Below are 22,727 nucleotides of genomic sequence, written 5' to 3'. Positions count from 1 at the left end.
TCACGGCGTCTCGAAGCGGCCGCCCTGGGCCACATCGATGGGAGCGAGCCCCGGCGGCCGGGCCTGATCGGGCCTGACCGCACCGGACTTCAGGACCTTGGCCGAATCGGACTTCGCCGCCGCCGGTCCGCTCTCGATCGAGCGGAACAGGCCGTTGATGCTCGACATCACTTCGAACGAACGCTTCGACAGCTTGCCGGCCGCGCTGGCGGTCATGTTGACGGGCGCGAGTCCCGGCACGGCCTGGGCGACCGGAGCCGGCTTAGCCTTGTCGTTGAGGCCGGGCAGCGGCTTGATCTCGATGCCCTGATGGGCCGGCTCCATGATCTCGTGCCACGTCATCGCAGGGAGCGAACCGCCGGTCATCTTGTTGGTGGTTCCGTGATCGTCGTTGCCATACCAGACCGCGCCGACGAGGGCCCCGGTGTAGCCGACGAACCAGGCGTCGCGGTAGTTGTTGGTCGTTCCGGTCTTGCCCGCGACCTTCCAGCCTTCGATCTGGGCTTTCCGCGCCGTGCCCTCTTCGACCACCTTGTTCAGCATGAAGTTCATGTCGGCGGCGACCTTGGTCGAAAGCACCTGAGGCGCCGGCTCGTCGGAACGGCGGTAGATCACCTCGCCGCTGGAATTCCGGATCTCGGTCGCGGCGAAGGCCCTCGCGTAGCGGCCGCCGTTGGCGAAGACGGCGAAGCCCGAGGCTTGGTCGAGCACGGTGATGTCGTCGGCACCGATCGGCATCGAGACCGTGTCCGGCAGCGGCGAGAGCACGCCCATGGCCTTTGCCGTCTCGGTGATCTTGTCGCGGCCGGCCTTCGCGGCCTTCCACTCGTTGGTGATGCCGAGCCCTTTGCCGAGCGCGATCGAGATCTTGATCGGGATGGTATTCACCGACTTCGCGACGGCGAGCCACATCGGCTGGCGGCCGGAATAGGAGCGCCCGTAGTTCTGCGGGCACCAGTTGCCGACGCAGACCGGCGAATCGGTCACGACCGTGTCCGGCTTGAATAGACCGGACGACAGGGCGGCGGCGTACACGTAGGGTTTGAACGAGGAACCGGGCTGGCGCAGGGCGTCGACAGCCCGGTTGAACTGGCTCTCGCCGTAATCGGCGCCGCCGACCATGGCGCGGACGCCACCATCGGGATCGGCAATGACGACGCCCGCCTCGTCCACGTTGTAGCTGTCGCCGAAGCGACGCAGCACGTTCTCGACGGCCTGATCGGCGCTCTTCTGGATGCGGATGTCGAGCGCGGTCTTCACCGTGAGCACGCGGTCGTTGCGAAGCTTGCCCGCGTCTGCGAGGCGCTTCACCTCGGTGAAGGCCCAGTCGAGATAGTAGTCTGCGGTGACGTCCTTGGCGCGCACCACCGGCGTCGCCGGATTGCGGAGCGCCGTCTGGATCTGGCCTTCGGTGACGAAGCCGGCCTCGACCATGTTGTGCAGTACGTCGACCGCCCGGCCGCGGGCGGCGGGCAGATTGACGTTCGGCGAGTATTTCGTCGGCGCCTTGAACAGGCCGGCCAGCATCGCGGCCTCGGCCAAAGTCACGTCCTGCAGGCGCTTGCCGAAATAGTAGTCGGCGGCGGCGACCGCGCCGAAGGTGCCGCCGCCCATGTAGGCACGGTCGAGATAGAGCTTGAGGATCTCGTTCTTGGAGAGGTGGTTCTCCAGCCAGAAGGCCAGGAAGGCCTCGTTGATCTTGCGTTCGATCGAGCGCTCGTTGGACAGGAACAGGTTCTTGGCCAGCTGCTGCGTCAGGGTCGAGCCGCCCTGGGTGCCGCCCTTGCCGCTGGAATTCGAGACGAGTGCGCGCGCCGTGCCGATCGGGTCGATGCCCCAATGCTCGTAGAAGCGCCGGTCCTCGGTGGACAGCAGCGCCTTGATCATCAGCTCGGGGAAGTCGTCGAGCTTGAGCGAATCGTCGTGCTTGATGCCGCGCCGCCCGACCTCGTTGCCGTAGCGGTCGAGGAAGGTGACGGCGAGGTCCTGCTCCTTCAGCCAGCCCTGCTCGCTGGTGAGGTTGAAGGCGGACTGCGCCAGGAAAAGCACCAGAAGTGCGCCGGCGGTGCCGATGGTCGCGGCCTCGCTCGTGAGGTCGAGCACGAAACGCTTCCAGCCGCGGAAGGCGAAGACGGCCATCCGCTCGCGGAAGCGCTCATAGGCCTCTCCCGAGGAGCGCCCCCCCTCGAACATGCTCGCATTGACCCAGGCATCGAAGCCGAGGGCCGCGCGGCCGATCCGGGTCTTGATCGCTGTGAGGTTGGGCAGGCGCACGGCTTGGTCCGGTCCCTCGGATGACCCGGTTGCGAGCCGGCGCCTCGCCCGAGGGGCGGTCGACCGACCCGATCGTCCGTCTTCTATCAAGGCTCGCGAGCCTGCGCGAGGTTCGCGATCACCTTCGTACCGCTCGAAGTTGCAACCTAGCGGGGCGTCGGCGTCGAAAGCTTGCGTCAACCTTGATGGCGAAATGGGGCGTCGGGGTGGCGTCCCGGCCGACCGGCCTCTTCGCCCTTGCCTGCCGGCCGCACCTGCTGCACGAGCGTGCGATGGCGGAGAACACCTACAATCCCTTCTGGCGGACCAAGACCCTGGACGAGATGACCTCGGCCGAGTGGGAGAGCCTGTGCGACGGCTGCGGCCGCTGCTGCCTGCTCAAGCTCGAGGACGACGACACCGGCGAGATCCACCACACCGATGTCGGCTGCACCCTGCTCGATGCCCATTCCTGCACCTGTCGCGACTATCGCAACCGCGCCAAGCGCGTGCCCGACTGCGTGCGCCTGACCCCGGAGGCCGTGCGCACCATTCCGTGGCTGCCGCCAACCTGCGCCTACCGTCTCGTGCGCGAGGGACAGGATCTGCGCTCGTGGCACCCTTTGGTCTCTGGTCGGAGAGCCAGCGTTCACGAGGCCGGCATCTCGGTGCGCGGACGCGTCGCAGGCAACGAGGAGGAGTTCACCGAGGACGAACTCGTCGATCGCATCGTGCCGTGGCCGGACGCCGCTGCCTGACTTCGGCCGATTGCCGCCGTGGTCAGGGCGATGCTGAGATCGAACGCCTCGGCGAGCCCCTGAGACCACAGCGAGAGCGGCGTCGGACGGTCGAGATGGATGGCGCCGTCCGTCTCGGAGCCAACCGGGTTCAGTTCGGCACCGTGTCTCAGAGCGAGCAGCCGCATCGGACCGTTGCCGTTCAGGCAGCGCACGTGCAGGTCGGCGACGCCACGGCTGCGGGCCGCCCCGACGATCCGCCGGAACAGCGCCGAGCCGAGGCCCTCGCGGCGGAAGGGCTGCTCGACGACGAAAGCGGCCTCCGCCAGCGGACCGAGTAGAAATCCTGGCCCATGCCGTCCGGCAGGGCGCAACTCGCCGAGGCCCCGAAGGATTCCGTCGACGAAGCCGCCGATTGCGACCCCGTCGGCGACGAGCGCCCGCTCGGCATAGGCCAGGGCGGCGGTATCGCCGAGAGCGGCCATGAAACGGTTGGCCCGCGTCTCGGGATCGAGCCGCAGCACGTGAGCGCGGACGGCGTCACGGTCGCTCGGCCAGAGCCGGCGGCAGAGGATGCGGACGTCGTTGCGTCCGTTGCGAAGCGGTTCGCGAAGAGCGTCGCTCATGGCGTGATGGTCTCCAGTTGAGCGCAGGACACGCGCCGTTCCGGACGAGACCTCCCAGCCGGCCGCTCAGGGCCAAGCTCGTTCGCCCAGAGATGGCCTTTCGGTGCTGGCGCTGCAATGCAGCAAAACGTCCTCTTGCGACGCAGATTGCGCATGCCCTCGGCTTGCGGGAGACGGCTCGATCTTGCGGGGTTGATCCTGCAAGGACGGCACGGCACAGGTTGAGCCCGGCGTAATTATCCCTGCGGATTCTCCCTGGGGAGAGATGGCTGCGCTGCGCGGAGCAGGGTCGTTTCGTCGTGAGTCAGACTGTGAGCCCGACACCCTCGGAGCAGGCGCTGAGCGGTGCCGTCTCGCCGGGGCCGGTCTTCGAGCGCTACGCCGCCCTGTCGCGCTCGGGCGCTATCGAGAGCGATCCGGCGCAGCTGAAGCTGGTGAGGGCCCTCGATCGGCTGGTGATCGAGCTCGGCCGGCGCAAACGGGCCAGCAAGGGCAGCGCGCTGGGTTGGCTGTTCGGTCGCAAGGACGACGATGCCGGGCCGGTGAAGGGCCTTTACATCTGGGGTTCGGTCGGCCGCGGCAAGACCATGCTGATGGACCTGTTTCACGAGGCCGCTCCGGCCCCGAAGCGCCGCATCCATTTCCACGGCTTCATGGCCGACGCGCACGAGCGCATCCACGCTCACCGGCAGGCGGTCAAGGCCGGCGCGGCCAAGGGCGACGATCCGATCCCCCCGGTGGCCGACGCGCTTGCGGCGGAGGCGACGCTGCTCTGCTTCGACGAATTCACCGTCACCGACATCGCCGACGCAATGCTGCTGGGCCGGTTGTTCGCGGCCCTGTTCAAGCGCGGCGTTACGGTGGTGGCGACCTCGAACGTCGAGCCCGATCGGCTCTACGAGGGTGGCCTCAACCGCGCGCTCTTCCTGCCCTTCATCACCGAATTGCAGGAGCGCGTCGCGGTGATGCGCCTCGATTCGCGGACCGATTTCCGGCTGGAGAAGCTCGGCGGCAGCGCGGTCTACCACCTGAGCGGGGAGGGGAGCGCCGACACCGCCCTCGACGAGGCCTTCAAGGCGCTCACCGGCAAAGCCAAGGGCAAGCCCGGCTCGGTGCGGGTGAAGGGACGCGACGTGCCGGTGCCTGAGGAGGCGGGCGGCGTGGCGCGTTTCTCATTCGACGACCTCTGCGCGCGACCGCTCGGCGCCTCCGACTACATGGCGCTGGCCAACACCTTCCACACGCTGATCATCGCGGGGATCCCGGTGATGAGCCCGGAAAAACGCAACGAGGCCAAACGCTTCATCACATTGATCGATACGCTCTACGACGCGCACGTGAAGCTGATCGCCTCGGCCGACGCCGAGGCGCCGGACCTCTACACCGGAACCGAAGGCCGCGAGGCCTTCGAGTTCGAGCGGACGGTCTCGCGGCTGATCGAGATGCGGTCGAGCGAATATCTCGGGTTGCCGCATGGCGGCGGACATTCCGAGGCTTCGGGGTCGAGCAGCGGGTTGGTGGAGACGTAGCCTTGCCCGTCATTGCGAGGCGAAGCCGAAGCAAACCAGGGCAAACGCACCGACGTTGTGAGTGTGGCCCTGGATTGCTTCGCGACGCTCGCAATGACGGTGGTCAGATATGGATGGCGCGCTTGCCCACCGCGAGTGCGGCTTCCTTCACCGCCTCCGTCAGGGTCGGATGGGCGTGGCAGGTGCGGGCGATGTCCTCCGCCGAGGCCGAGAACTCCATGGCCACTGCCACCTCGGCGATGAGGTTGCCCGCATCCGCGCCGACGATGTGCACGCCGAGCACCTTGTCGGTCTCGGCGTCGGCCAGGATCTTCACGAAGCCCTCGGTGGTGCCGTTGGCCTTGGCCCGGCCGTTCGCGGTGAAGGGGAACTTGCCGGTATTGTAGGCGATCCCGTCCTTCTTCAGCTCTTCCTCGGTGCGGCCGACCGAGGCGACCTCGGGGAAGGTGTAGACCACGTTCGGGATCACGCCGTAGTTCACGTGGCCGGACTGCCCGGCCAGGATCTCGGCAAGCGCCACGCCCTCGTCCTCCGCCTTGTGGGCCAGCATCGGCCCGGCGATGACGTCGCCGATGGCGTAGATGCCGGTGACGTTCGTGGCGTAGTGGCTGTCGGTCTGGACGCGGCCGCGATTGTCCATCTGCACGCCGACGTCTTCGAGGCCCAGGCCCTGCGTGTAGGGTACGCGCCCGATCGCAACGAGCACCACGTCGGCCTTGATTTTTTCCGCTTCACCGCCGGCGGCCGGCTCGACCGTCACCGTGGCGCCGCCCTTGGCGACCTCGGCGCCCGTCACCTTGGACGAGAGCTTGAAGACGATGCCCTGCTTGGCGAGGATTTTCTGGAACTGCTTGCCGACTTCGCCGTCCATGCCCGGAAGCACCCGATCGAGGTACTCGATCACCGTCACTTCGGCACCGAGACGGCGCCAGACCGAGCCGAGTTCGAGGCCGATCACGCCCGCGCCGATCACCACGAGCTTCTTCGGCACCTTCCCGAGTTCGAGGGCACCGGTTGACGAGACGACGGTCTTCTCGTCGATCTCGACGCCCGGGAGCCGCGTGACGTCCGAGCCCGTGGCGATGACGATGTTGCGGGCCTCCAGCATCTGGTTGCCGCCGTCCTCGGAGATCACTTCTACGCGGCCGGCCCCGGCGATGCGGCCGGTGCCGTGATAGGCGTCGACCTTGTTCTTCTTGAGCAGGAACTCGACCCCCTTCGTGTTGCCGTCGACGCCGCCCTGCTTGAAGGCCTGCATCTTCGCGAGATCGAGCTTCGGCGTGCCGACCTGGATGCCGAGATCCGGGAAGTGCTTGCTCGCTTCCTCGAAGGCCTCGGAGGCATGCAGCAGCGCCTTCGACGGGATGCAGCCGACATTGAGGCAGGTGCCGCCATGCGTCGCCCGCTTCTCGACGACGGCCGTCTTCAGGCCGAGCTGCGCCGCGCGGATCGCACAGACATAGCCGCCGGGGCCGGTGCCGATGACGACGAGATCGTAGGACATTCAGTTCTCGGCTCAAGAGTGCGGTGGCGGGCACCGCCACCGTCGGGACATGCGTTCAGTTCTGAAGGATAAGGGCTGCGGCTCGGGCCGTTTACAGATCCAGCACCAGCCGCGCCGGATCCTCCAGCGCCTCCTTGACCCGCACGAGGAAGGTCACCGCCTCCTTCCCGTCCACGATCCGGTGATCGTAGGACAAGGCGAGATACATCATCGGCCGCGCCTCGATCTTTCCGGCACGGACCACCGGGCGCTCCTCGATCCGGTGCATGCCCAAGATGCCCGACTGGGGGGCGTTAAGGATCGGGGTCGACATCAGCGAGCCGTAGATGCCGCCGTTGGTGATGGTGAAGGTGCCGCCCTGCATCTCCTCGATGGAGAGCTTGCCGTCGCGGGCCTTCTTGCCGAAGCCCGAGATCTTTTTCTCGATGCCGGCGATGGAGAGGTCGTCGGCATCGCGCACCACCGGCACGACGAGGCCTTTGTCGGTGCCTACGGCGATGCCGATGTGGTAGTAGTTCTTGTAGACGAGGTCCTGGCCGTCGATCTCGGCGTTCACCGCCGGCACGTCCTTGAGAGCGCCGATCACCGCCTTGGTGAAGAAGCCCATGAAGCCGAGCTTCGTGCCGTGCTTCTTCTCGAAGATCTCCTTGTACTGGCTACGCATCGCCATCACGGCGCCCATGTCCACGTCGTTGAACGTGGTGAGCATCGCGGCATTGTCCTGCGCGCTCTTGAGACGCCGGGCGATGGTCTGCCGGAGCTTCGTCATCTTCACGCGCTCTTCGCGCGCAGCGTCGTCGGGTGCCGAAGCCGGGCGCGGCGGGGCCGGAGGCTTGGTCTCCTGAGCCGGCGCTTCGGACCGCGCGGCGGGAGCCGACTTGCCGTCCTTGGCGGCGAGCATGTCGCCCTTGGTGGCGCGGCCGTCCTTGCCGCTGCCGTTCAGCGTAGCCGGATCGATGCCGGTCTCGCGGGCGAGTTTGGCGACGGCGGGACCGCTCTCCTCGGCGGGGCGACCGCCAGGATCCGACTTGGCGGGCTCGCTGGTCGGCTTCGCCTTCGGTTCCTCGCTCCGGCTCTCGGCCTTCTGCTCCGTCTTCTCAGCACCCTTGGCGGCGGCCGGCTTCTTCGCGCCGCCGCCCTTGCCGGCATCGACGATCGAGCCGAGCAGCGCCCCCGGCTCCACGGTCTCCCCGTCCTTGACCAGGATCTCGCCGAGCTCACCGGCCGCCGGAGCGTTGACCTCGAGCGTGACCTTGTCGGTCTCGAGCTCCACCAGCGGCTCGTCGGCCGCGACGGTGTCGCCGGGCTGCTTGAACCAGCGGCCGATCGTGGCCTCGGTCACGGATTCGCCGAGGGTCGGGACGAGAATGTCGGTGGCCATGGATCAATTGCCCCCTGCGCGGGGACCTCCTCTGGAACTCAGGGTGCGGACAGGCATCATGGCTGCCGCAGAATCAGGGATGGGATCGAGGCGATCGTGTAGGCGAAACCAGCCTCCGCCCGGATGACGGGATCGGCCTCGCCGAGCCGGTTCGCTTCGGATTCGTTCTCGGCCTCGACGAGCGCGAGGCCCCAAGTCCCGGTGGCATCGAAGACCGGACCGACCGCGATGGCCTCCCCTCGCCCAGCCTTATCGAGCCAGTAGCCGGCATGCTCCGCGAACAGCGCCTTCTCCACCTCCGTCGCGTCGAACGGGAAGCTCGAGCGCGGCGGGGAAAGCCTGAGCAGGAAGTAGGCCATGCTCAGACCGTCAGAGCCTCGTTGAGGAAGGCCTGAAGCTGCGCGATATGCTTCGACATCAGACCGACGGCGGTGGAGGCCGAGGCTGGTCGGCCGACGTAGCGCGCCCGCTTCACCGAAGACCCGGCCTGTCCGAGCACCCATTCGAGGTAGTCGTCGACGAAGGCCCAGGCGCCCATGTTCTTGGGCTCCTCCTGGCACCAGACCACCTCCGCGTTGCGGAAGCGGCTCATCTCGTTGGCGAGCGCCTTGAGCGGGAACGGATAGAGCTGCTCGACCCGCATCAGGTAGACGTCGTTGACGCCGCGCTTCTCGCGCTCGTCGAACAGGTCGTAATAGACCTTGCCCGAGCAGAGCACGACGCGACGGATCTTGTCGTCCTTGACGAGCTTGATCCCGCCATCCTCATGCTCGGCATCGTCCCAGAGCACGCGGTGGAAGGTCGAGTCCTCCGAGATCTCGGAGAGCCGGGAGACGGCGCGCTTGTGGCGCAAAAGGGATTTCGGCGTCATCAGGATCAGCGGCTTGCGGAAGTCGCGCTTCAGCTGGCGGCGCAGGATGTGGAAGTAGTTCGAGGGCGTCGTGCAGTTGGCGACCTGCATGTTGTCCTCGGCGCACATCTGGAGATACCGCTCCAGACGGGCGGAGGAGTGCTCGGGCCCCTGGCCCTCGTAGCCGTGCGGCAGCAGCATCACGAGGCCGGACATGCGCAGCCACTTGCGCTCGCCGGATGAGATGAACTGGTCGATGACGACCTGCGCGCCGTTGGCGAAGTCGCCGAACTGCGCCTCCCACAGCACCAGCGCGTTCGGCTCGGCGGCCGAATAGCCGTATTCGAAGCCGAGCACGGCCTCCTCCGACAGCATCGAGTTGATTACCTCGATGCGAGCCTGACCCTCCTTCACGGAATTCAGCGGCGTGTAGCGCTGCTCGTTCTCCTGGTCGATCACCACGGCGTGGCGCTGCGAGAAGGTGCCGCGTTCGACGTCCTGGCCGGAAAACCGGACGCGGTTGCCTTCGATCAGGATCGAGCCCAGCGCCAGCGCCTCGGCGGTCGCCCAATCGATGCCCTGGCCGGTCTCCACCGCCTTGGCGCGGTTGTCGAAGAAGCGCTGGATCGTGCGGTGCAGCTGGAAGCCCGGCGGCGGCGTGGTGATCTTCTGCGCGATCTCGCGCAGGGTCGCCTCCGGCACGCCGGTCTGGCCGCGGCGGGGGTCGTCGACGTCCTCGCGCACCGACTTGAAGCCGGACCAGCGGCCGTCGAGCCAGTCGGCCTTGTTGGCCTTGTAGCTGCCGGCGACATCGAGCTCGTTGTCGAGGATCGCCCGGAACTCGGCCTTGCGGGCGTCGAGCTGATCTTTCGTCAGGTCGCCGCGCTCGACGAGCTTCTTCCCGTAGGTTTCCAGCACCGTCGGATGCTTGCGGATCAGCTGGTACATCTTCGGCTGCGTGAAGGCCGGCTCGTCGCCCTCATTGTGGCCGAAGCGCCGGTAGCACTGCATGTCGATGACGACGGGCTTGCCGAATTTCTGGCGGTACTCCGTCGCGACCTTCGCCGCGAAGGTCACGGCTTCCGGGTCGTCGCCGTTGCAATGGAGGATCGGCGCTTCCACCATCTTTGCCACGTCGGACGGGTAGGGCGAGGAGCGCGAATAGCGCGGATCGGTGGTGAAGCCGATCTGGTTGTTGATGATGAAGTGGATCGAGCCGCCGGTGCGGTGACCCTTCAAGCCCGACAGTCCCAGGCATTCGGCGACCACGCCCTGGCCGGCGAAGGCCGCATCGCCGTGGATCAGCAGCGGCAGCACCTTGCGGCGCTCGACGTTCGGCTTGGCAAGCTGGTCCTGCTTGGCGCGCACCTTACCGAGCACCACCGGATCGACGATCTCGAGGTGGGACGGGTTGGCGGTCAACGACAGGTGGACGTGATTGTCGTCGAAGGCGCGGTCCGACGAGGCGCCGAGATGGTACTTCACGTCGCCCGAGCCTTCGACCTCGGCCGGGTTGGCCGAGCCGCCCTTGAACTCGTTGAACACCGCTCGGAAGGGCTTGGCCATCACGTTCGTGAGGATGTTCAGCCGGCCGCGATGGGCCATGCCGAGCACGATCTCCTCGACGCCCAGCGCGCCGCCGCGCTTGATGATCTGCTCCAGTGCCGGGACGATGGACTCGCCGCCGTCGAGGCCGAAGCGCTTGGTGCCGGTGTACTTGGTGTCGAGGAACTTCTCGAAGCCTTCGGCCTCGATCAGCTTGTTCAGGATCGCGCGCCGGCCTTCGGGGGTGAAGGAGATCTCCTTGTCCTTGCCCTCGATGCGCTCCTGGATCCAGGCTTTCTCCTCCGGATCGGAGATGTGCATGAACTCGACGCCGAGCGTCTGGCAGTAGGTGCGCTCCAGGATCTTCACGATCTCGCGGATCGTCGAGAATTCCATCCCGAGCACGTTGTCGAGGAAGATCGGGCGGTCCTGGTCGGCTTCCTGGAAGCCATAATGCTGCGGGTGCAGCTCCTCGTGGTCGCCGCGCTTGGAGAGACCCAGCGGATCGAGCTTGGCGTGGAGGTGGCCGCGCATGCGGTAGGCGCGGATCAGCATGATCGCACGCACCGAATCCTTGGTCGCCTGCTCGACCGAGACGCCGGTCTTGGCGACGATCTCTGCGCCCTTGGCGGCGGGGTCGGCGGGCTTGCCCGCGCGGGCCTGGATCTTGTCGCCGACCGCTTTTTCGAGGGCGCCCCAATCGCCGTCCAGCGCCGAGACGATCTCGCCGTTCTGTGCGATCGGCCAGTTCGGCTTCTCCCAGGAGGCGCCGGCCGCATTCTTCTCGACGAGGCCGTCGTCCTCGCCGAGGTCCTTGAAGAAGCGCTGCCACTCGGGATCGACGGAGTTCGGATCGCGGGCGTAGGCCGCCTGGAGTTCCTCGATATAGGCGGCGTTGCCGCCGTACAGGAACGAGGTTTCGAGGAAGGCGTCGTTCGCGTCCTGGCGTGCCATCGCTTGGTGTCCTCAAACTCGGCCGCCGATGCGACCGCCTCTCTTTCGCACCGGGGATGCCCTCATCCCCGGTCTCCTACATGGGCCTTGCGGTATTGCGTGCGCTGCAACACAGGCGCGCAGGCAACCTTCAGCCCTTCAAGACCTCGACGAGGGTGGAGCCGAGCCGCGCCGGGGAGGGCGAGACGCGGATGCCGGCCCGTTCCATCGCCGCGATCTTGTCCTCGGCGCCGCCCTTGCCGCCGGAGATAATCGCGCCGGCATGGCCCATGCGGCGGCCCGGAGGCGCGGTGCGGCCGGCGATGAAGCCGACCATGGGCTTCTTGCGGCCGCGCTTGGCCTCATCGGCCAGGAACTGCGCCGCCTCTTCCTCGGCCGAGCCGCCGATCTCGCCGATCATCACGATCGACTGGGTCTTGTCGTCGGCGAGGAACAGTTCGAGCATCGAGATGAACTCGGTGCCCTTGACCGGATCGCCGCCGATGCCGACGGCCGTGGTCTGGCCCAGGCCCGCGGTGGTGGTCTGGAACACCGCCTCGTAGGTCAGCGTGCCGGAGCGCGAGACGATGCCGACGGAGCCGGGCTTGAAGATGTTGGCCGGCATGATGCCGATCTTGCATTCGCCGGCCGTGACGACGCCGGGGCAGTTCGGCCCGATCAGGCGGGACTTCGAGCCTTCGAGGGCGCGCTTGACGCGCACCATGTCGAGCACCGGAATGCCCTCCGTGATGCAGACGATCAGCGGGATCTCGGCTGCGATCGCCTCGCAGATTGCGTCGGCGGCGCCGGGCGGCGGCACGTAGACGACGGAGGCCTCGGCACCCGTGGCCTCGCGCGCCTCGGCGACCGTGTCGAAGACCGGCAGACCGAGATGGGTCGCGCCGCCCTTACCCGGCGATGTGCCACCGACCATCTTCGTTCCGTAGGCGATGGCCTGCTCGGAATGGAAGGTGCCGTTCTTGCCGGTGAAGCCCTGGCAGATGACCTTGGTGTTCGCGTCGATGAGGATGGACATGGTTTCGGCTCAGCCCTTCTTCACGGCGGCGACGATCTTCTGCGCGGCATCGTCCAGATCATCGGCGGGGATCACGTTGAGCCCCGAATTGCGGATGATGTCCTTGCCCTGCTCGACGTTGGTGCCTTCGAGACGCACCACCAGCGGCACTTCGAGGCCGACCGCCTTCACCGCCGCGATCACGCCGCGGGCAATGACGTCGCATTTCATGATCCCGCCGAAGATGTTGACGAGGATGCCCTTCACCTGCGGGTCGGCGGTGATGATCTTGAAGGCCGCGGTGACCTTTTCTTCAGACGCGCCACCGCCGACATCCAAGAAGTTCGCGGGCTCCTCGCCGTAGAGCTTGATGATGTCGAGGGTCGCCATGGCGAGGCCGGCGCCGTTGACCATGCAGCCGATGGTGCCGTCGAGGGCGATGTAGGCGAGGTCGTACTTGGAGGCCTCGATTTCCTTGGCGTCCTCCTCGGTCTCGTCGCGCAGCGCGACGACGTCGGGGTGCCGATAAAGGGCGTTCGAATCGAAGGAGATCTTGGCGTCGAGGCACTTGAGATGGCCGTCGCCGGTGAGTACCAGCGGATTGATCTCCAGCATGCTCATGTCCTTGGCCGTGAAGGCCGCGTAGAGCTTGGTGGTGAGTTCGCCGGCTTCCTTGGCCTGTGGACCGGTGAGGCCCAGCGCCTTCGCGACCGCGCGGCCGTGATGGGGCATGATGCCGGTGGCCGGATCGACCGAGAAGGTGACGATCTTCTCGGGCGTGTCGTGGGCGACCGTCTCGATGTCCATGCCGCCTTCCGTCGAGACGACGAAGGCGACCTGTCCGGTCTCGCGATCGACCAGCATCGACAGGTAGAACTCGGCGGCGATCTGCGCGCCTTCCTCGATGTAGAGGCGGTTGACCTGCTTGCCGGCGGGGCCGGTCTGAATCGTGACCAGCGTCTGCCCGAGCATTTCGCCGGCATATTGCTTCACCTCGTCGATCGACTTGGTGACGCGCACGCCGCCCTTGGCGCCCTCGGGCGCGCCCTTGAAGGTGCCCTTGCCGCGCCCGCCCGCATGGATCTGCGACTTCACCACCCAGACCGGGCCGCCGAGTTCCTTCGCGGCGGCTTCCGCCTCCTCGGGCTTGAAGATCGGGACGCCGCGGGAAACGGGCAGGCCGAACTCCTTGAGGACGGCTTTGGCCTGGTATTCGTGGATGTTCATCGAAGATCCTCTCCGTCATTCCGGGGCGCCGAAGGCGAACCCGGAATCCAGAACCGCCGTCGCGGTATGCTGGAACGCCACCTGTGTTTCTGGATCCCGGGTTCCGCTTCGCGGCCCCGGGATGACATCGCTTGCCGTCAGGCGAGAGCCGGGTTCACATCCTTGCAGGCCGCGATCAGCGTCTTCACAGCGCCGACCGACTTCTCGAACATCGCCTTCTCGGCCTCGTCGAAGGTCACTTCGAGTACGCGCTCGACGCCGTTCTCCCCGATCACCACCGGTACGCCGACATACATGCCGTCGATGCCGTACTGGCCGTCGAGATAGGCGGCGCAGGGCAGGACGCGCTTCTTGTCGCGCAGGTAGCTCTCGGCCATGGCGATGGCCGAGGCTGCCGGGGCGTAGAAGGCGGAACCGGTCTTGAGCAGGTTGACGATCTCGCCGCCACCCTTGCGGGTCCGCTCGACCATGGCGTCGAGCTTCTCCTGAGTGGTCCAGCCGAGCTTGACCAGATCGGTCAGCGGCACGCCGGCCACCGTCGAGTAGCGGGTCAGCGGCACCATGTCGTCGCCGTGGCCGCCGAGCACGAAGGCGGTGACGTCCTCGACCGAGACCTTGAACTCTTCGGCGAGGAAGTGACGGAAGCGGGCAGAGTCGAGCACGCCGGCCATGCCGACGACCTTGTTGGTCGGGAGGCCCGAAAACTTCTGCAGGGCCCAGACCATCGCGTCGAGCGGGTTGGTGATGCAGATCACGAAGGCGTCGGGCGCGTGCTGCTTGATGCCGGTGCCGACGGCTTCCATCACCTTCAAGTTGATGCCGATCAGGTCGTCGCGGCTCATGCCGGGCTTGCGCGGCACGCCGGCTGTGACGATCACCACGTCCGCGCCGGCAATCGCGGAATAGTCGCTGGCGCCCGAGTACTTGGCGTCGAAGCCGTCGACCGGGGCCGACTCGGCGATATCGAGCGCCTTGCCCTGGGGCACGCCGTCGACGATGTCGAACAATACGACGTCGCCGAGTTCCTTGAGGCCGGCGAGATGCGCGAGCGTTCCGCCGATCTGTCCGGCGCCGATGAGCGCGATCTTGCTGCGTGCCATGTGCGAAGAGCCTCCGATGCCTGTGACGGCTCGTCAGGCTCCCGCGGGGGATCGAAATCCTCCCGGATCGTCGCGTCTGACAGGCCGGTCCTGTTGCGGGCGTTGGTTTGGAGGAAAAGCCATGCTGCTTCAACCCGAAGTCGGCGGACCCGAAGGGTGGTCCCGACGACCGAATTCGCGGCGGTTCGTCGGCAATTTCTCCTGAAACCGCAATGAAATGAGAGCTTTAGGTGCGGTGCCGAAACGGCGTCGCAACAAAAACATGACAGTGACAGACTGCGTGATCTGTCACTCAGCCTTTTGCCGGATCAGAACATTCCCGAACGCAGCATGCGCTGGATTGCCTGGATCACCGCTCCGAGTCGCGCTTCCAGCAGGTCGCGCGGCACGTCGGCGTCCTGTTGGATGGCCAGCGGGTGGGTGAAACGGTAGCTGGCGTCGAAGATGCAGGCGATGGCGCGCTCGCGATCGCGGGCTACGAAGGTGCCGGTACCGATGCCCTCGTCGACCACGCGCTCGACCAGGATGCGCAGGCGGCCTCGATGCCGGCGGGCGATCGGGCGCGACGCCACGGTGGCATCGAGATGCACGGCGAAGACGTTCGGCTCGTCCGTGAGCGCTTTCCGTTGGGTCAGGCTCAGCGCGGTCAGCAGGCGCTCGATCTTGTCGTCGGCCGGGTCGGGCGCATCGGCGATCCCGGCGAGCCGGGCCTCGACGTCGCGCAGCCAGCGCCCGGCAACCGCATCGAGCAGTGCGTCCTTCGAGGGAAAGTAGCGGTAGACGTTGGCGTGGGTCATCCCGGCTTCGGCCGCGACCGCCACGACGGTCACGCCCTTCGGGCCGAGCCGGGCGAGGTGGTCGGAGGCGATGGCCAGCAACCGGACGTCGGTCGAGACGGGCGTCGGCCGCGCCCGGACAGCCGGTCCGCTGAGACGTTGCGAACGCGGCGGCAACCGGGTTGCGGTCGGACCCTCGACCCGCTCGGGTTCGTCCGGCAGTTCGGCGCCCGCCTCACGGTGTGCCTGGATGGTTGCGGCCGGCTGCATGAAATCCGCTGACGAGCCTCCCCAGCCTTGACCCCAAGCCTCCGCGTTGGGCTCGGCTTTGGCAAGCGTTAAGCGAGCCGCGCCCGCTCAGACCAGCAGCAGGACAGCCGAGATCAGAAGCACGAGCAGCGTCGAGATGATCCCGCCGCCGCGGCAGGCGAATTGCTGCGGGGAGTTCTTGGGCGCGAACATGCCGAACGGATGGAGGATCCGGCCGATGAGCAGCACGACCAGGAGCGCCTGGACGATCCAGTGCTTGGTGCCCCCGGCTTCGAGGAAGGCGATCAGCAGCAGCGCGAACGGCACGAATTCCGAGAAGTTGCCATGGCTCCGAATGCGCTTCTGGAGCGGGTTGTCGCCGCTGCCGAAGAGGACGTCGTCCGAGACGCGTCCGGCCACGACCCAAACGCTCAGGCCGACGAAGAGGAGACCGAGCAGGCCTGCGAAGAAAGCCGTGGTGGCTGGAAAGATCACGCGATGCTCATAGGGTTCGTGGTTGGGGCCGAGGACGCTGGATCGGTCCGGGCCGATGGGACGGCTTCATGCATCTCGCAGCGCGTCAGGCAAGGGGTGCCCCCGGCCAAGCTGCGGCTCGGTGCCGACGACTTCGCTCAGAACCGGTTCTTCCAGGCCCGGAGTGCCGTGAATACCTTCTCGGGATCGGTGCCCGGATCGAGTTTGACCGCGCGGGCGAGGTCCGGTTCTGCGGCGCGCAGGAAAGGGTTCGTCGCCTTCTCCGCAGCCATCGTGGAGGGTATCAGAAATCCGCCTTCAGCCTTGAGTCGCTCGGCCTCTGCCATCCGCTCTTGCAATGCGGCATTGCCGGGATCGGCAGCAAGGGCGAAGCGTGCATTGGCGAGCACGTAGTCGTGACCGCTATAGACTTTCATGGCGTCCGGCAGGACGAGGAAGCGTTCCAGCGAGTGCCACAGCGTCTCGGGTTCGGCCTCCATCACCCGGCCGCAGCCGAGGGTAAACAGCGTGTCGCCGGCGAACGCGACGCCGGCATTCCGAAAGATATAGCTGACGTGGTCGGCGCAATGGCCGGGCGTCTCCCAGACCTCTGCCTCCAGCATGCCGACTTCGACCCGGTCGCCTTCGGCGATTGAGCGATCCACGTCCGGCACGGCATTGCCGGCCTTCGCAGGTGCCGTAACCTTGGCACCGGTGCGCGCCTTCACCTCGGGAATGCCCGCGACATGGTCGCCGTGCCGGTGGGTCACGAGGATATCGGTGAGCGTCCAACCGGCCTCATCGAGGGCGGCCAGCACCGGCTCGGCATCCGGTACGTCGATGGCGGCGCACGCTCCTGTTGCGGGATCGCGGATCAGCACGCCGATGTTGTCGCTGCGGCAGAGAAAGGTGCGGATCTCGGGTCCGTCAGCGCTCATGAGGCCTCGCGTCCTTGCGACGAATGCGGATTGTGCGGGAGAACGGGCCGTTGCCCACCGCAGTTCCGATCCATCAGGCCGGCCGCGCTTGCCCACGTAGCGGGCAATCCCCATTCATGCCGAGTGTCTCTCACGAAACTCCCGCTGCGCTGTCGAGGGCATCGGGTGAACTTCCGGCGGTCGGGAGTTTTGCGAGGTGCACCCAAGCTGTCCGGCAGAGGAAACCGGCCGTGCCGGAACCCGTCCCGATGCGTCTCGACGTCAATGATCTGCGGGCCTTCTATGCGAGCCCGCTCGGCCTCGTCACGCACCGCTTCGTGGCGCGGGCGATCGAGGGGTTTCTCGGCTCGGTTTCCGGCCTCCGCATCCTCGGCCTCGGCTACGTGACGCCGTATCTCGGGCCGGTCCACTACATCGCCGAGCGCACCCTCGCCTTCATGCCGGCGACGCAAGGCGTAGTGAACTGGCCCGCCACCGGCCGCTCGATCACGGCGCTCGCCGACCCGACCATGATGCCGCTGCCCGAAGCCGCGGTCGACCGCGTCATCCTCGTCCACGCACTCGAGGGCGTCGAGAGCCCGAGCGAGTTGCTGGCCGACGTCTGGCGGGTGTTGACGCCAGGCGGCCGCATGATCCTCGTCGTCCCGAACCGCACCGGGGTCTGGGCGCGGCGCGATGCGACCCCGTTCGGCCACGGCCAGCCCTACAGCCGCTCGCAGCTCAGCCGGCTGATGCGCGACACGTTGTTCTCGCCGGAGGGCTGGGCCGAGACGCTCTATATGCCGCCGGTCCGCACCCGGCTGATGCTGCAGACAGCCGGAACCTGGGAGTGGCTCGGCACCAGCCTGTCGCTGCCCTTCGCGGGGCTGCACGTCATCGATGCGACGAAGCAGCTCTATCGGCCGGTGACGGTGCGGCAGGTGCGGAAGGTGCGGGCACGGATCCCGTCGCCGATCCTGGTGCCGGCTGGGCAACCGGGGTGATCGCGGCGTCCGGAGCTTGAGAATACGACGGATTCGGGCAGGGCTCGGAACTACCGTTCCCGGTCGAACCTGAACGCATGCGCTACCCGGCTCATGCCGATCCCGTCGTAGTACGTCTCGATCCCGGGCGCCGCGATCAGGATCACCGCGACCTCCGGGCCGACCTGCTTCCGGACCGCGTCGAGCAGGCCTCGGCCGATGCCGCTGCCCTGCTGCGGACGAGCGACGGCGAGGTCCGACACGTAGGCGCAGTAGGCGAAGTCGGTGATCACCCGCGCGACGCCGAGGAGAGCGCGTTCCGGTGTGTAGGCGCGGGCCGTGACGATCAGGTTCGCACCACGCAGCATGCGCTCCAACCGGTCGGGATCCCCGGCCGGGCGGCGGGCATCGAGCCCGGAGGCGACGAGGACGCGGCGGAACTCGGCCGCGCTCAGGTTCGGCTCGACGCCGTAGACGATGCCCGATTGCGCCATCGGCGCTGTTCAGGCCTCGCTCTCGAACCGCCCGTGGCAGTGCTTGTACTTCTTGCCCGAGCCGCACGGGCAGGGCTCGTTGCGGCCGACCTTTCCCCAGGTGGTGCTGTCGTCGGGGTTGCGTTCGAGCACGGCCGTGTCCGCCGACAGGTCGCGTGCGGCGTAGCCATAGGCCGGACCGCCGCCGCCATCGCTGCCGGAGCCGCCGCGGCCGAACTCGTTCTCGCCGGTGACGGGATCGAGATGCTGGGCGAACATCGGCGGAAGCTGCGGCTGGCCGAGCCCGGCCTGCTCGAAGCTCGCCGAGGTGCCGTCTGCACCCTCCGGATCCTGATACATGATCTCGATGCGCGAGAGCTGACCGGTGACCTGCTCGCGGAGCGCCGTGACGAGGCCGTTGAAGAGGTCGAAGGCTTCCGACTTGTACTCGTTCAGCGGGTCGCGCTGGGCGAATCCGCGCCAGCCGATGACCTGACGCAGGTGGTCGAGGGTGACGAGGTGCTCGCGCCAGAGGTGGTCGAGGGTCTGCAGCACGACCTGTTTCTCGACATAGGTCATCACCTCGGGCGTGTTCTTCTCGGTGCGCGCGGCATAGGATTCCTCGCCCGCCTTCTTCAGGCGCTCGCGCATCTCCTCGTCGGCGATGCCCTCCTCGGCCGCCCAGTCCTGCACCGGCAGGTCGAGGTTCAGCACCTCCTGCGTGCGCTCCTTCAGCCCCGCGATGTCCCACTGCTCGGCATAGGCGTTCTCGGGCACGTGCAGCGCGACGAGGTCGTCGATCACGCCTTCGCGCATCTCGTCGACCGTCTCGCGCACGCTGTCCTGGCCCATCAGGTCGCGGCGCTGCTCGAACACGACCTTGCGCTGGTCGTTCATGACGTTGTCGTACTTGAGCACGTTCTTGCGCATGTCGAAGTTGCGTGCCTCGACCTTCTGCTGCGCCTTCTCGATGGCCTTGTTGATCCAGGGGTGGATGATCGCCTCGCCCTGCTCCAGGCCCAGCCGCGTCAACATGCCGTCCATGCGGTCCGAACCGAAGATCCGCATCAGGTCGTCCTGCAGCGACAGGAAGAACTTCGAGCGGCCGGGATCGCCCTGGCGGCCGGAACGGCCGCGGAGCTGGTTGTCGATGCGGCGAGACTCGTGGCGCTCGGTGCCGACGATGTAGAGGCCGCCCGGCAGGTCCTTCTTCAGGCCGACCTCGGGGTTGGCCTTCTCGCCCGAGTTCAGCACCTTTTCGCGATTCTCGGCGATCTCGGCCTTCAGCGCCTCGATGGCGGCGTCGCGCTCGGGGCCGTCCGCGAGCTCCGCGAGCTCCTTCTCGATGCGCATGTCGAGGTTGCCGCCGAGTTTGATGTCGGTGCCGCGGCCGGCCATGTTGGTGGCGATGGTGATGGCGCCCGGCACGCCGGCCTCGGCGACGATGTAGGCCTCCTGCTCGTGGAAGCGGGCGTTCAACACGGCGAAGCGCTTGGTCACCCGGTTCTCGCGGGCGGCCTTGTAGACGTCGGTCAGCGCGTTCGGGTCCGAGTAGTCGAGCAGCGTGTAGCCGTGCTTCGTCAGCATCTCGCCGATCAGCTCCGACTTCTCGATCGAGCCGGTGCCGACGAGGACCGGCTGATGGCGCTCATGCGCCTTGTCGATCTCCTGGATGATCGCGTCGTATTTTTCCTGGACCGTGCGGTAGACCTGATCGTCCTCGTCGACGCGCTCGACCGGGCGGTTCGTCGGGATCTCGACCACGTCGAGCTTGTAGATCTCCGCGAACTCGTCGGCTTCGGTCGCGGCCGTACCGGTCATTCCCGCCAACTTATTGTAAAGTCGAAAATAATTCTGGAAGGTGATCGAGGCGAGAGTCTGGTTCTCGGGCTGGATCGTGACCCGCTCCTTGGCCTCGAGCGCCTGGTGCAGGCCCTCCGAGTAGCGCCGGCCCTGCATCATGCGGCCGGTGAACTCGTCGATGATCACCACCTCGTCGTTCTTGACGATGTAGTCTTTGTCCAGGGTGAACAGGGTGTGGGCGCGCAGCGCCTGCGTGACGTGGTGGACGATCGTGACGTTGTGCGCGTCGTAGAGGTCGCCCTCCTTGAGGATGCCCGCCTCGCGCAGGGCCTCCTCCATGAACTCGTTTCCGGATTCCGTCAGCGAGACGGTGCGCTGCTTCTCGTCGAGGTCGTAATGCTCGCGCTCCAACTGCGGCATCACCGCGTCGACGGCCATGTAGAGCTCGGAGCGGTCGTCCACCGGGCCGGAGATGATCAGCGGCGTGCGCGCCTCGTCCACCAGGATCGAGTCGACCTCGTCGACGATCGCGAAGTTATGCCCCCGCTGCGCCATCTGCGAGAGCTCGTACTTCATGTTGTCGCGAAGATAGTCGAAGCCGAACTCGTTGTTGGTCCCGTAGGTGATGTCGCAGGCGTAGCTTTCCTTGCGCTGGTCGTCGTCGAGCCCGTGCACGATGGTGCCGACGGTCAGCCCCAGGAAGTTGTAAATCCGGCCCATCCACTCGGCGTCGCGCGAGGCCAGGTAGTCGTTCACGGTGACGACGTGGACGCCCTTGCCCGAGAGCGCGTTGAGCACGACGGCGAGCGTCGCCACCTGGGTCTTGCCCTCGCCGGTCTTCATCTCGGCGATGCCGCTCTCGTGGAGCACCATGCCGCCCATGAGCTGCACGTCGAAGTGGCGCTGGCCGAGAACGCGCTTGGCCGCCTCGCGCACCAGGGCGAAGGTCGGGACCAGGACGTCGTCGAGGCTCTTGCCGGCGGCGACCTCGGCCTTCAGGGCCAGGGTGCGTTCACGCAGCTGATCGTCGGTCAGCGCCGCGATTTCCGGCTCCAGCTTGTTGATCTGGTCGACACGGGGACGGAAGCCCTTGACCCGACGGTCGTTGGCCGAGCCGAAAATCTTCTTGGCGAATGCACCGAGCATCGTGAACCTGCGGACTACGAAAGTGTCGCCCGCGAGATGCCGGAACGGCACCGTCAGCCGGCGTTGGGCGGGCTTATAGAGGTAAATATCGGGGGACGCATCCGAAAGAGCGGCGCTGTTCAATGCCCATCCCGTCATCGCGAGCCGGAGGCGAAGCGATCCAGGGCCACGCCCGCGACGGTCGGCGCCTCGGCCCTGGATCGCTTCGCTGCGCTCGCGATGACGGGAAGAGCTTGCCTACTCCACCACGGCCAGCCGCGGGTTGGGGGTCAGCACGACCGCGAAATAGTCGCCCCAGTCGGATCCGAGCTTCCAATGATGGGCCGGGAAGGCATCGACAAGGTCCTGCCCGTAGAGGTCGACGGCATCGGCTCGGCAGATCATCACCTTGGCCGCCGCGACGATGTCCTCGCGGTCGATCACGGCGAGTATCCGCATCTCGGGATGGCGCGCGAGCCAAGCGTGGACCGCCACGATCAGGAGCGGGTAGCCCGGGTGCAGCATGTCGTCGAGGCAGAGGATGCCCTGGGGGTGCAGGCTCTGCACGACGAGGTCGAGATCGGCGGTGAGGCTCTTCGGGGTGTGGTCGCCGTCGATGTGCCAGAAGCGCACCGGGCCGCCGAGCGCCTGCGCGACGTCCCCGTCGGTGAGGTCGCGGGCGGCGGCCTTGATCGCGACGACGCGGTCCTCGGCTAGCCCGAGCCGGGCGCAGTGGCCGTGAAACCGATCGACGATGCCGGCATCGGGCCAGTCGAACGTGTCGATGCCGAGCGCCCGTTCGCCGGGCGCCAGCCCGAGCGCCATGGCGATGAAGAACCGGCCCTCGAAGGTGCCGATCTCGGCGAAGTGCCCCGCAATGCCGAGGTCGGTCTGCCGGCGGATCACGTGCGCACAGATCGTCGCCGCGAAGCGCGAGGACATGCCGCGCACGCTCTCGTAGTCCTCCGTGATGTAGCGGTCGACGGCCGGGTTGCCGGAGCGGAAGGTCATGGGGCCTCGGGGCGGTCGGGGTGGTCTCGCCGACGGTTGGCTCCGCCGTGATTGGCAATCCCCAACGACCCTCATGCTGAGGTGCTCCGAAGGAGCCTCGGAGCACCCCTGACCGTATCTCCCAAGCGGGGTTTCCGTTGGGAGGACCGTCGTGGGTGCTTCGAAGCCTCCGCTTCACTTCGGCACCTCAGCATGAGGAGCGTTGGGGTTGCCGAT

At 67.0% G+C, this 22,727-nt stretch carries 18 protein-coding genes; 3 read left to right on the top strand and 15 right to left on the bottom strand.

Features of this window, described 5'->3' with window-relative positions; translation table 11 throughout:
- A complete protein-coding gene (locus tag MHA02_RS02040) occupies positions 1-2,274 on the bottom strand; it encodes a transglycosylase domain-containing protein (RefSeq protein ID WP_147076304.1) in 2,274 nt (757 codons plus the stop codon).
- Between the two features lie 272 nt (positions 2,275-2,546).
- Between MHA02_RS02040 and MHA02_RS02035 the strand changes: the two genes are divergently transcribed.
- The gene (locus tag MHA02_RS02035; protein ID WP_147076326.1) at positions 2,547-3,011 is read left to right on the top strand and encodes a YcgN family cysteine cluster protein; all 465 of its coding nucleotides are present in this window, start codon (positions 2,547-2,549) and stop codon (positions 3,009-3,011) included.
- Here the strand turns inward: MHA02_RS02035 and MHA02_RS02030 are convergent.
- On the bottom strand, positions 2,903-3,616 hold the full coding sequence (locus tag MHA02_RS02030) for a GNAT family N-acetyltransferase (RefSeq protein ID WP_238180499.1): 714 nt from the start codon (positions 3,614-3,616) through the stop codon (positions 2,903-2,905). The two genes, MHA02_RS02035 and MHA02_RS02030, sit on opposite strands and share 109 nt — an antisense overlap.
- A gap of 338 nt (positions 3,617-3,954) precedes the next feature.
- On the opposite strand from MHA02_RS02030, the gene zapE reads away from it, so the two are divergent.
- Positions 3,955-5,145: a cell division protein ZapE gene (zapE, locus tag MHA02_RS02025; protein WP_244612392.1), complete on the top strand. Its 1,191-nt coding sequence runs from the start codon at positions 3,955-3,957 to the stop codon at positions 5,143-5,145.
- A 103-nt stretch (positions 5,146-5,248) separates the two neighbouring features.
- Here zapE and lpdA read toward each other — a convergent pair whose 3' ends face one another.
- The 10 genes from lpdA to gloB all read right to left on the bottom strand — a co-directional run bounded on the left by lpdA (position 5,249) and on the right by gloB (position 17,137).
- On the bottom strand, positions 5,249-6,649 hold the full coding sequence (gene lpdA, locus MHA02_RS02020) for a dihydrolipoyl dehydrogenase (RefSeq protein WP_147076303.1): 1,401 nt from the start codon (positions 6,647-6,649) through the stop codon (positions 5,249-5,251).
- 91 nt (positions 6,650-6,740) lie between these two features.
- Positions 6,741-8,030: a 2-oxoglutarate dehydrogenase complex dihydrolipoyllysine-residue succinyltransferase gene (gene odhB, locus MHA02_RS02015; protein WP_147076302.1), complete on the bottom strand. Its 1,290-nt coding sequence runs from the start codon at positions 8,028-8,030 to the stop codon at positions 6,741-6,743.
- A gap of 56 nt (positions 8,031-8,086) precedes the next feature.
- Positions 8,087-8,389, bottom strand: a complete 303-nt coding sequence (locus tag MHA02_RS02010) for a YciI family protein (protein ID WP_147076301.1) — start codon at positions 8,387-8,389, stop codon at positions 8,087-8,089.
- A 2-nt stretch (positions 8,390-8,391) separates the two neighbouring features.
- A complete protein-coding gene (locus MHA02_RS02005) occupies positions 8,392-11,379 on the bottom strand; it encodes a 2-oxoglutarate dehydrogenase E1 component (protein WP_147076300.1) in 2,988 nt (995 codons plus the stop codon).
- A gap of 130 nt (positions 11,380-11,509) precedes the next feature.
- Positions 11,510-12,394, bottom strand: coding sequence for a succinate--CoA ligase subunit alpha (gene sucD / locus MHA02_RS02000; RefSeq protein WP_147076299.1), 885 nt, complete (start codon positions 12,392-12,394; stop codon positions 11,510-11,512).
- 9 nt (positions 12,395-12,403) lie between these two features.
- Positions 12,404-13,600, bottom strand: coding sequence for an ADP-forming succinate--CoA ligase subunit beta (sucC, locus tag MHA02_RS01995; protein WP_147076298.1), 1,197 nt, complete (start codon positions 13,598-13,600; stop codon positions 12,404-12,406).
- Positions 13,601-13,737: 137 nt separating this feature from the next.
- Positions 13,738-14,700: a malate dehydrogenase gene (mdh, locus tag MHA02_RS01990; RefSeq protein WP_147076297.1), complete on the bottom strand. Its 963-nt coding sequence runs from the start codon at positions 14,698-14,700 to the stop codon at positions 13,738-13,740.
- 308 nt (positions 14,701-15,008) lie between these two features.
- Entirely contained in the window at positions 15,009-15,746 is a 738-nt protein-coding gene (locus tag MHA02_RS01985) for a TetR family transcriptional regulator (protein WP_147076296.1), read from the bottom strand.
- 87 nt (positions 15,747-15,833) lie between these two features.
- Positions 15,834-16,220 carry an MAPEG family protein gene (locus tag MHA02_RS01980; RefSeq protein ID WP_147076295.1) on the bottom strand — a complete coding sequence of 129 codons (387 nt, stop codon included), beginning with the start codon at positions 16,218-16,220 and terminating at the stop codon, positions 15,834-15,836.
- A 137-nt stretch (positions 16,221-16,357) separates the two neighbouring features.
- Positions 16,358-17,137, bottom strand: a complete 780-nt coding sequence (gloB, locus tag MHA02_RS01975) for a hydroxyacylglutathione hydrolase (protein ID WP_147076294.1) — start codon at positions 17,135-17,137, stop codon at positions 16,358-16,360.
- A 248-nt stretch (positions 17,138-17,385) separates the two neighbouring features.
- On the opposite strand from gloB, the gene MHA02_RS01970 reads away from it, so the two are divergent.
- Positions 17,386-18,120 carry a methyltransferase domain-containing protein gene (locus tag MHA02_RS01970; protein WP_147076324.1) on the top strand — a complete coding sequence of 245 codons (735 nt, stop codon included), beginning with the start codon at positions 17,386-17,388 and terminating at the stop codon, positions 18,118-18,120.
- Between the two features lie 50 nt (positions 18,121-18,170).
- Here the strand turns inward: MHA02_RS01970 and MHA02_RS01965 are convergent, their stop codons facing one another.
- From MHA02_RS01965 to MHA02_RS01955, 3 genes are all read right to left on the bottom strand, one after another.
- Complete coding sequence (locus MHA02_RS01965) at positions 18,171-18,593, bottom strand: GNAT family N-acetyltransferase (protein ID WP_147076293.1); 423 nt, start codon at positions 18,591-18,593, stop codon at positions 18,171-18,173.
- 9 nt (positions 18,594-18,602) lie between these two features.
- Positions 18,603-21,521, bottom strand: coding sequence for a preprotein translocase subunit SecA (secA, locus tag MHA02_RS01960; RefSeq protein ID WP_147076292.1), 2,919 nt, complete (start codon positions 21,519-21,521; stop codon positions 18,603-18,605).
- Between the two features lie 237 nt (positions 21,522-21,758).
- Complete coding sequence (locus MHA02_RS01955) at positions 21,759-22,511, bottom strand: class I SAM-dependent methyltransferase (protein WP_170248977.1); 753 nt, start codon at positions 22,509-22,511, stop codon at positions 21,759-21,761.
- Positions 22,512-22,727: the final 216 nt, after the last annotated feature.

Origin of the sequence: Methylobacterium haplocladii (genome assembly GCF_007992175.1) — a bacterium.
In the GTDB taxonomy this organism is placed as follows: Bacteria; Pseudomonadota; Alphaproteobacteria; order Rhizobiales; family Beijerinckiaceae; genus Methylobacterium; species Methylobacterium haplocladii.
Note: the sequence above shows the minus strand (reverse complement) of the source record. Positions and strands in the feature narration are given on the sequence as shown.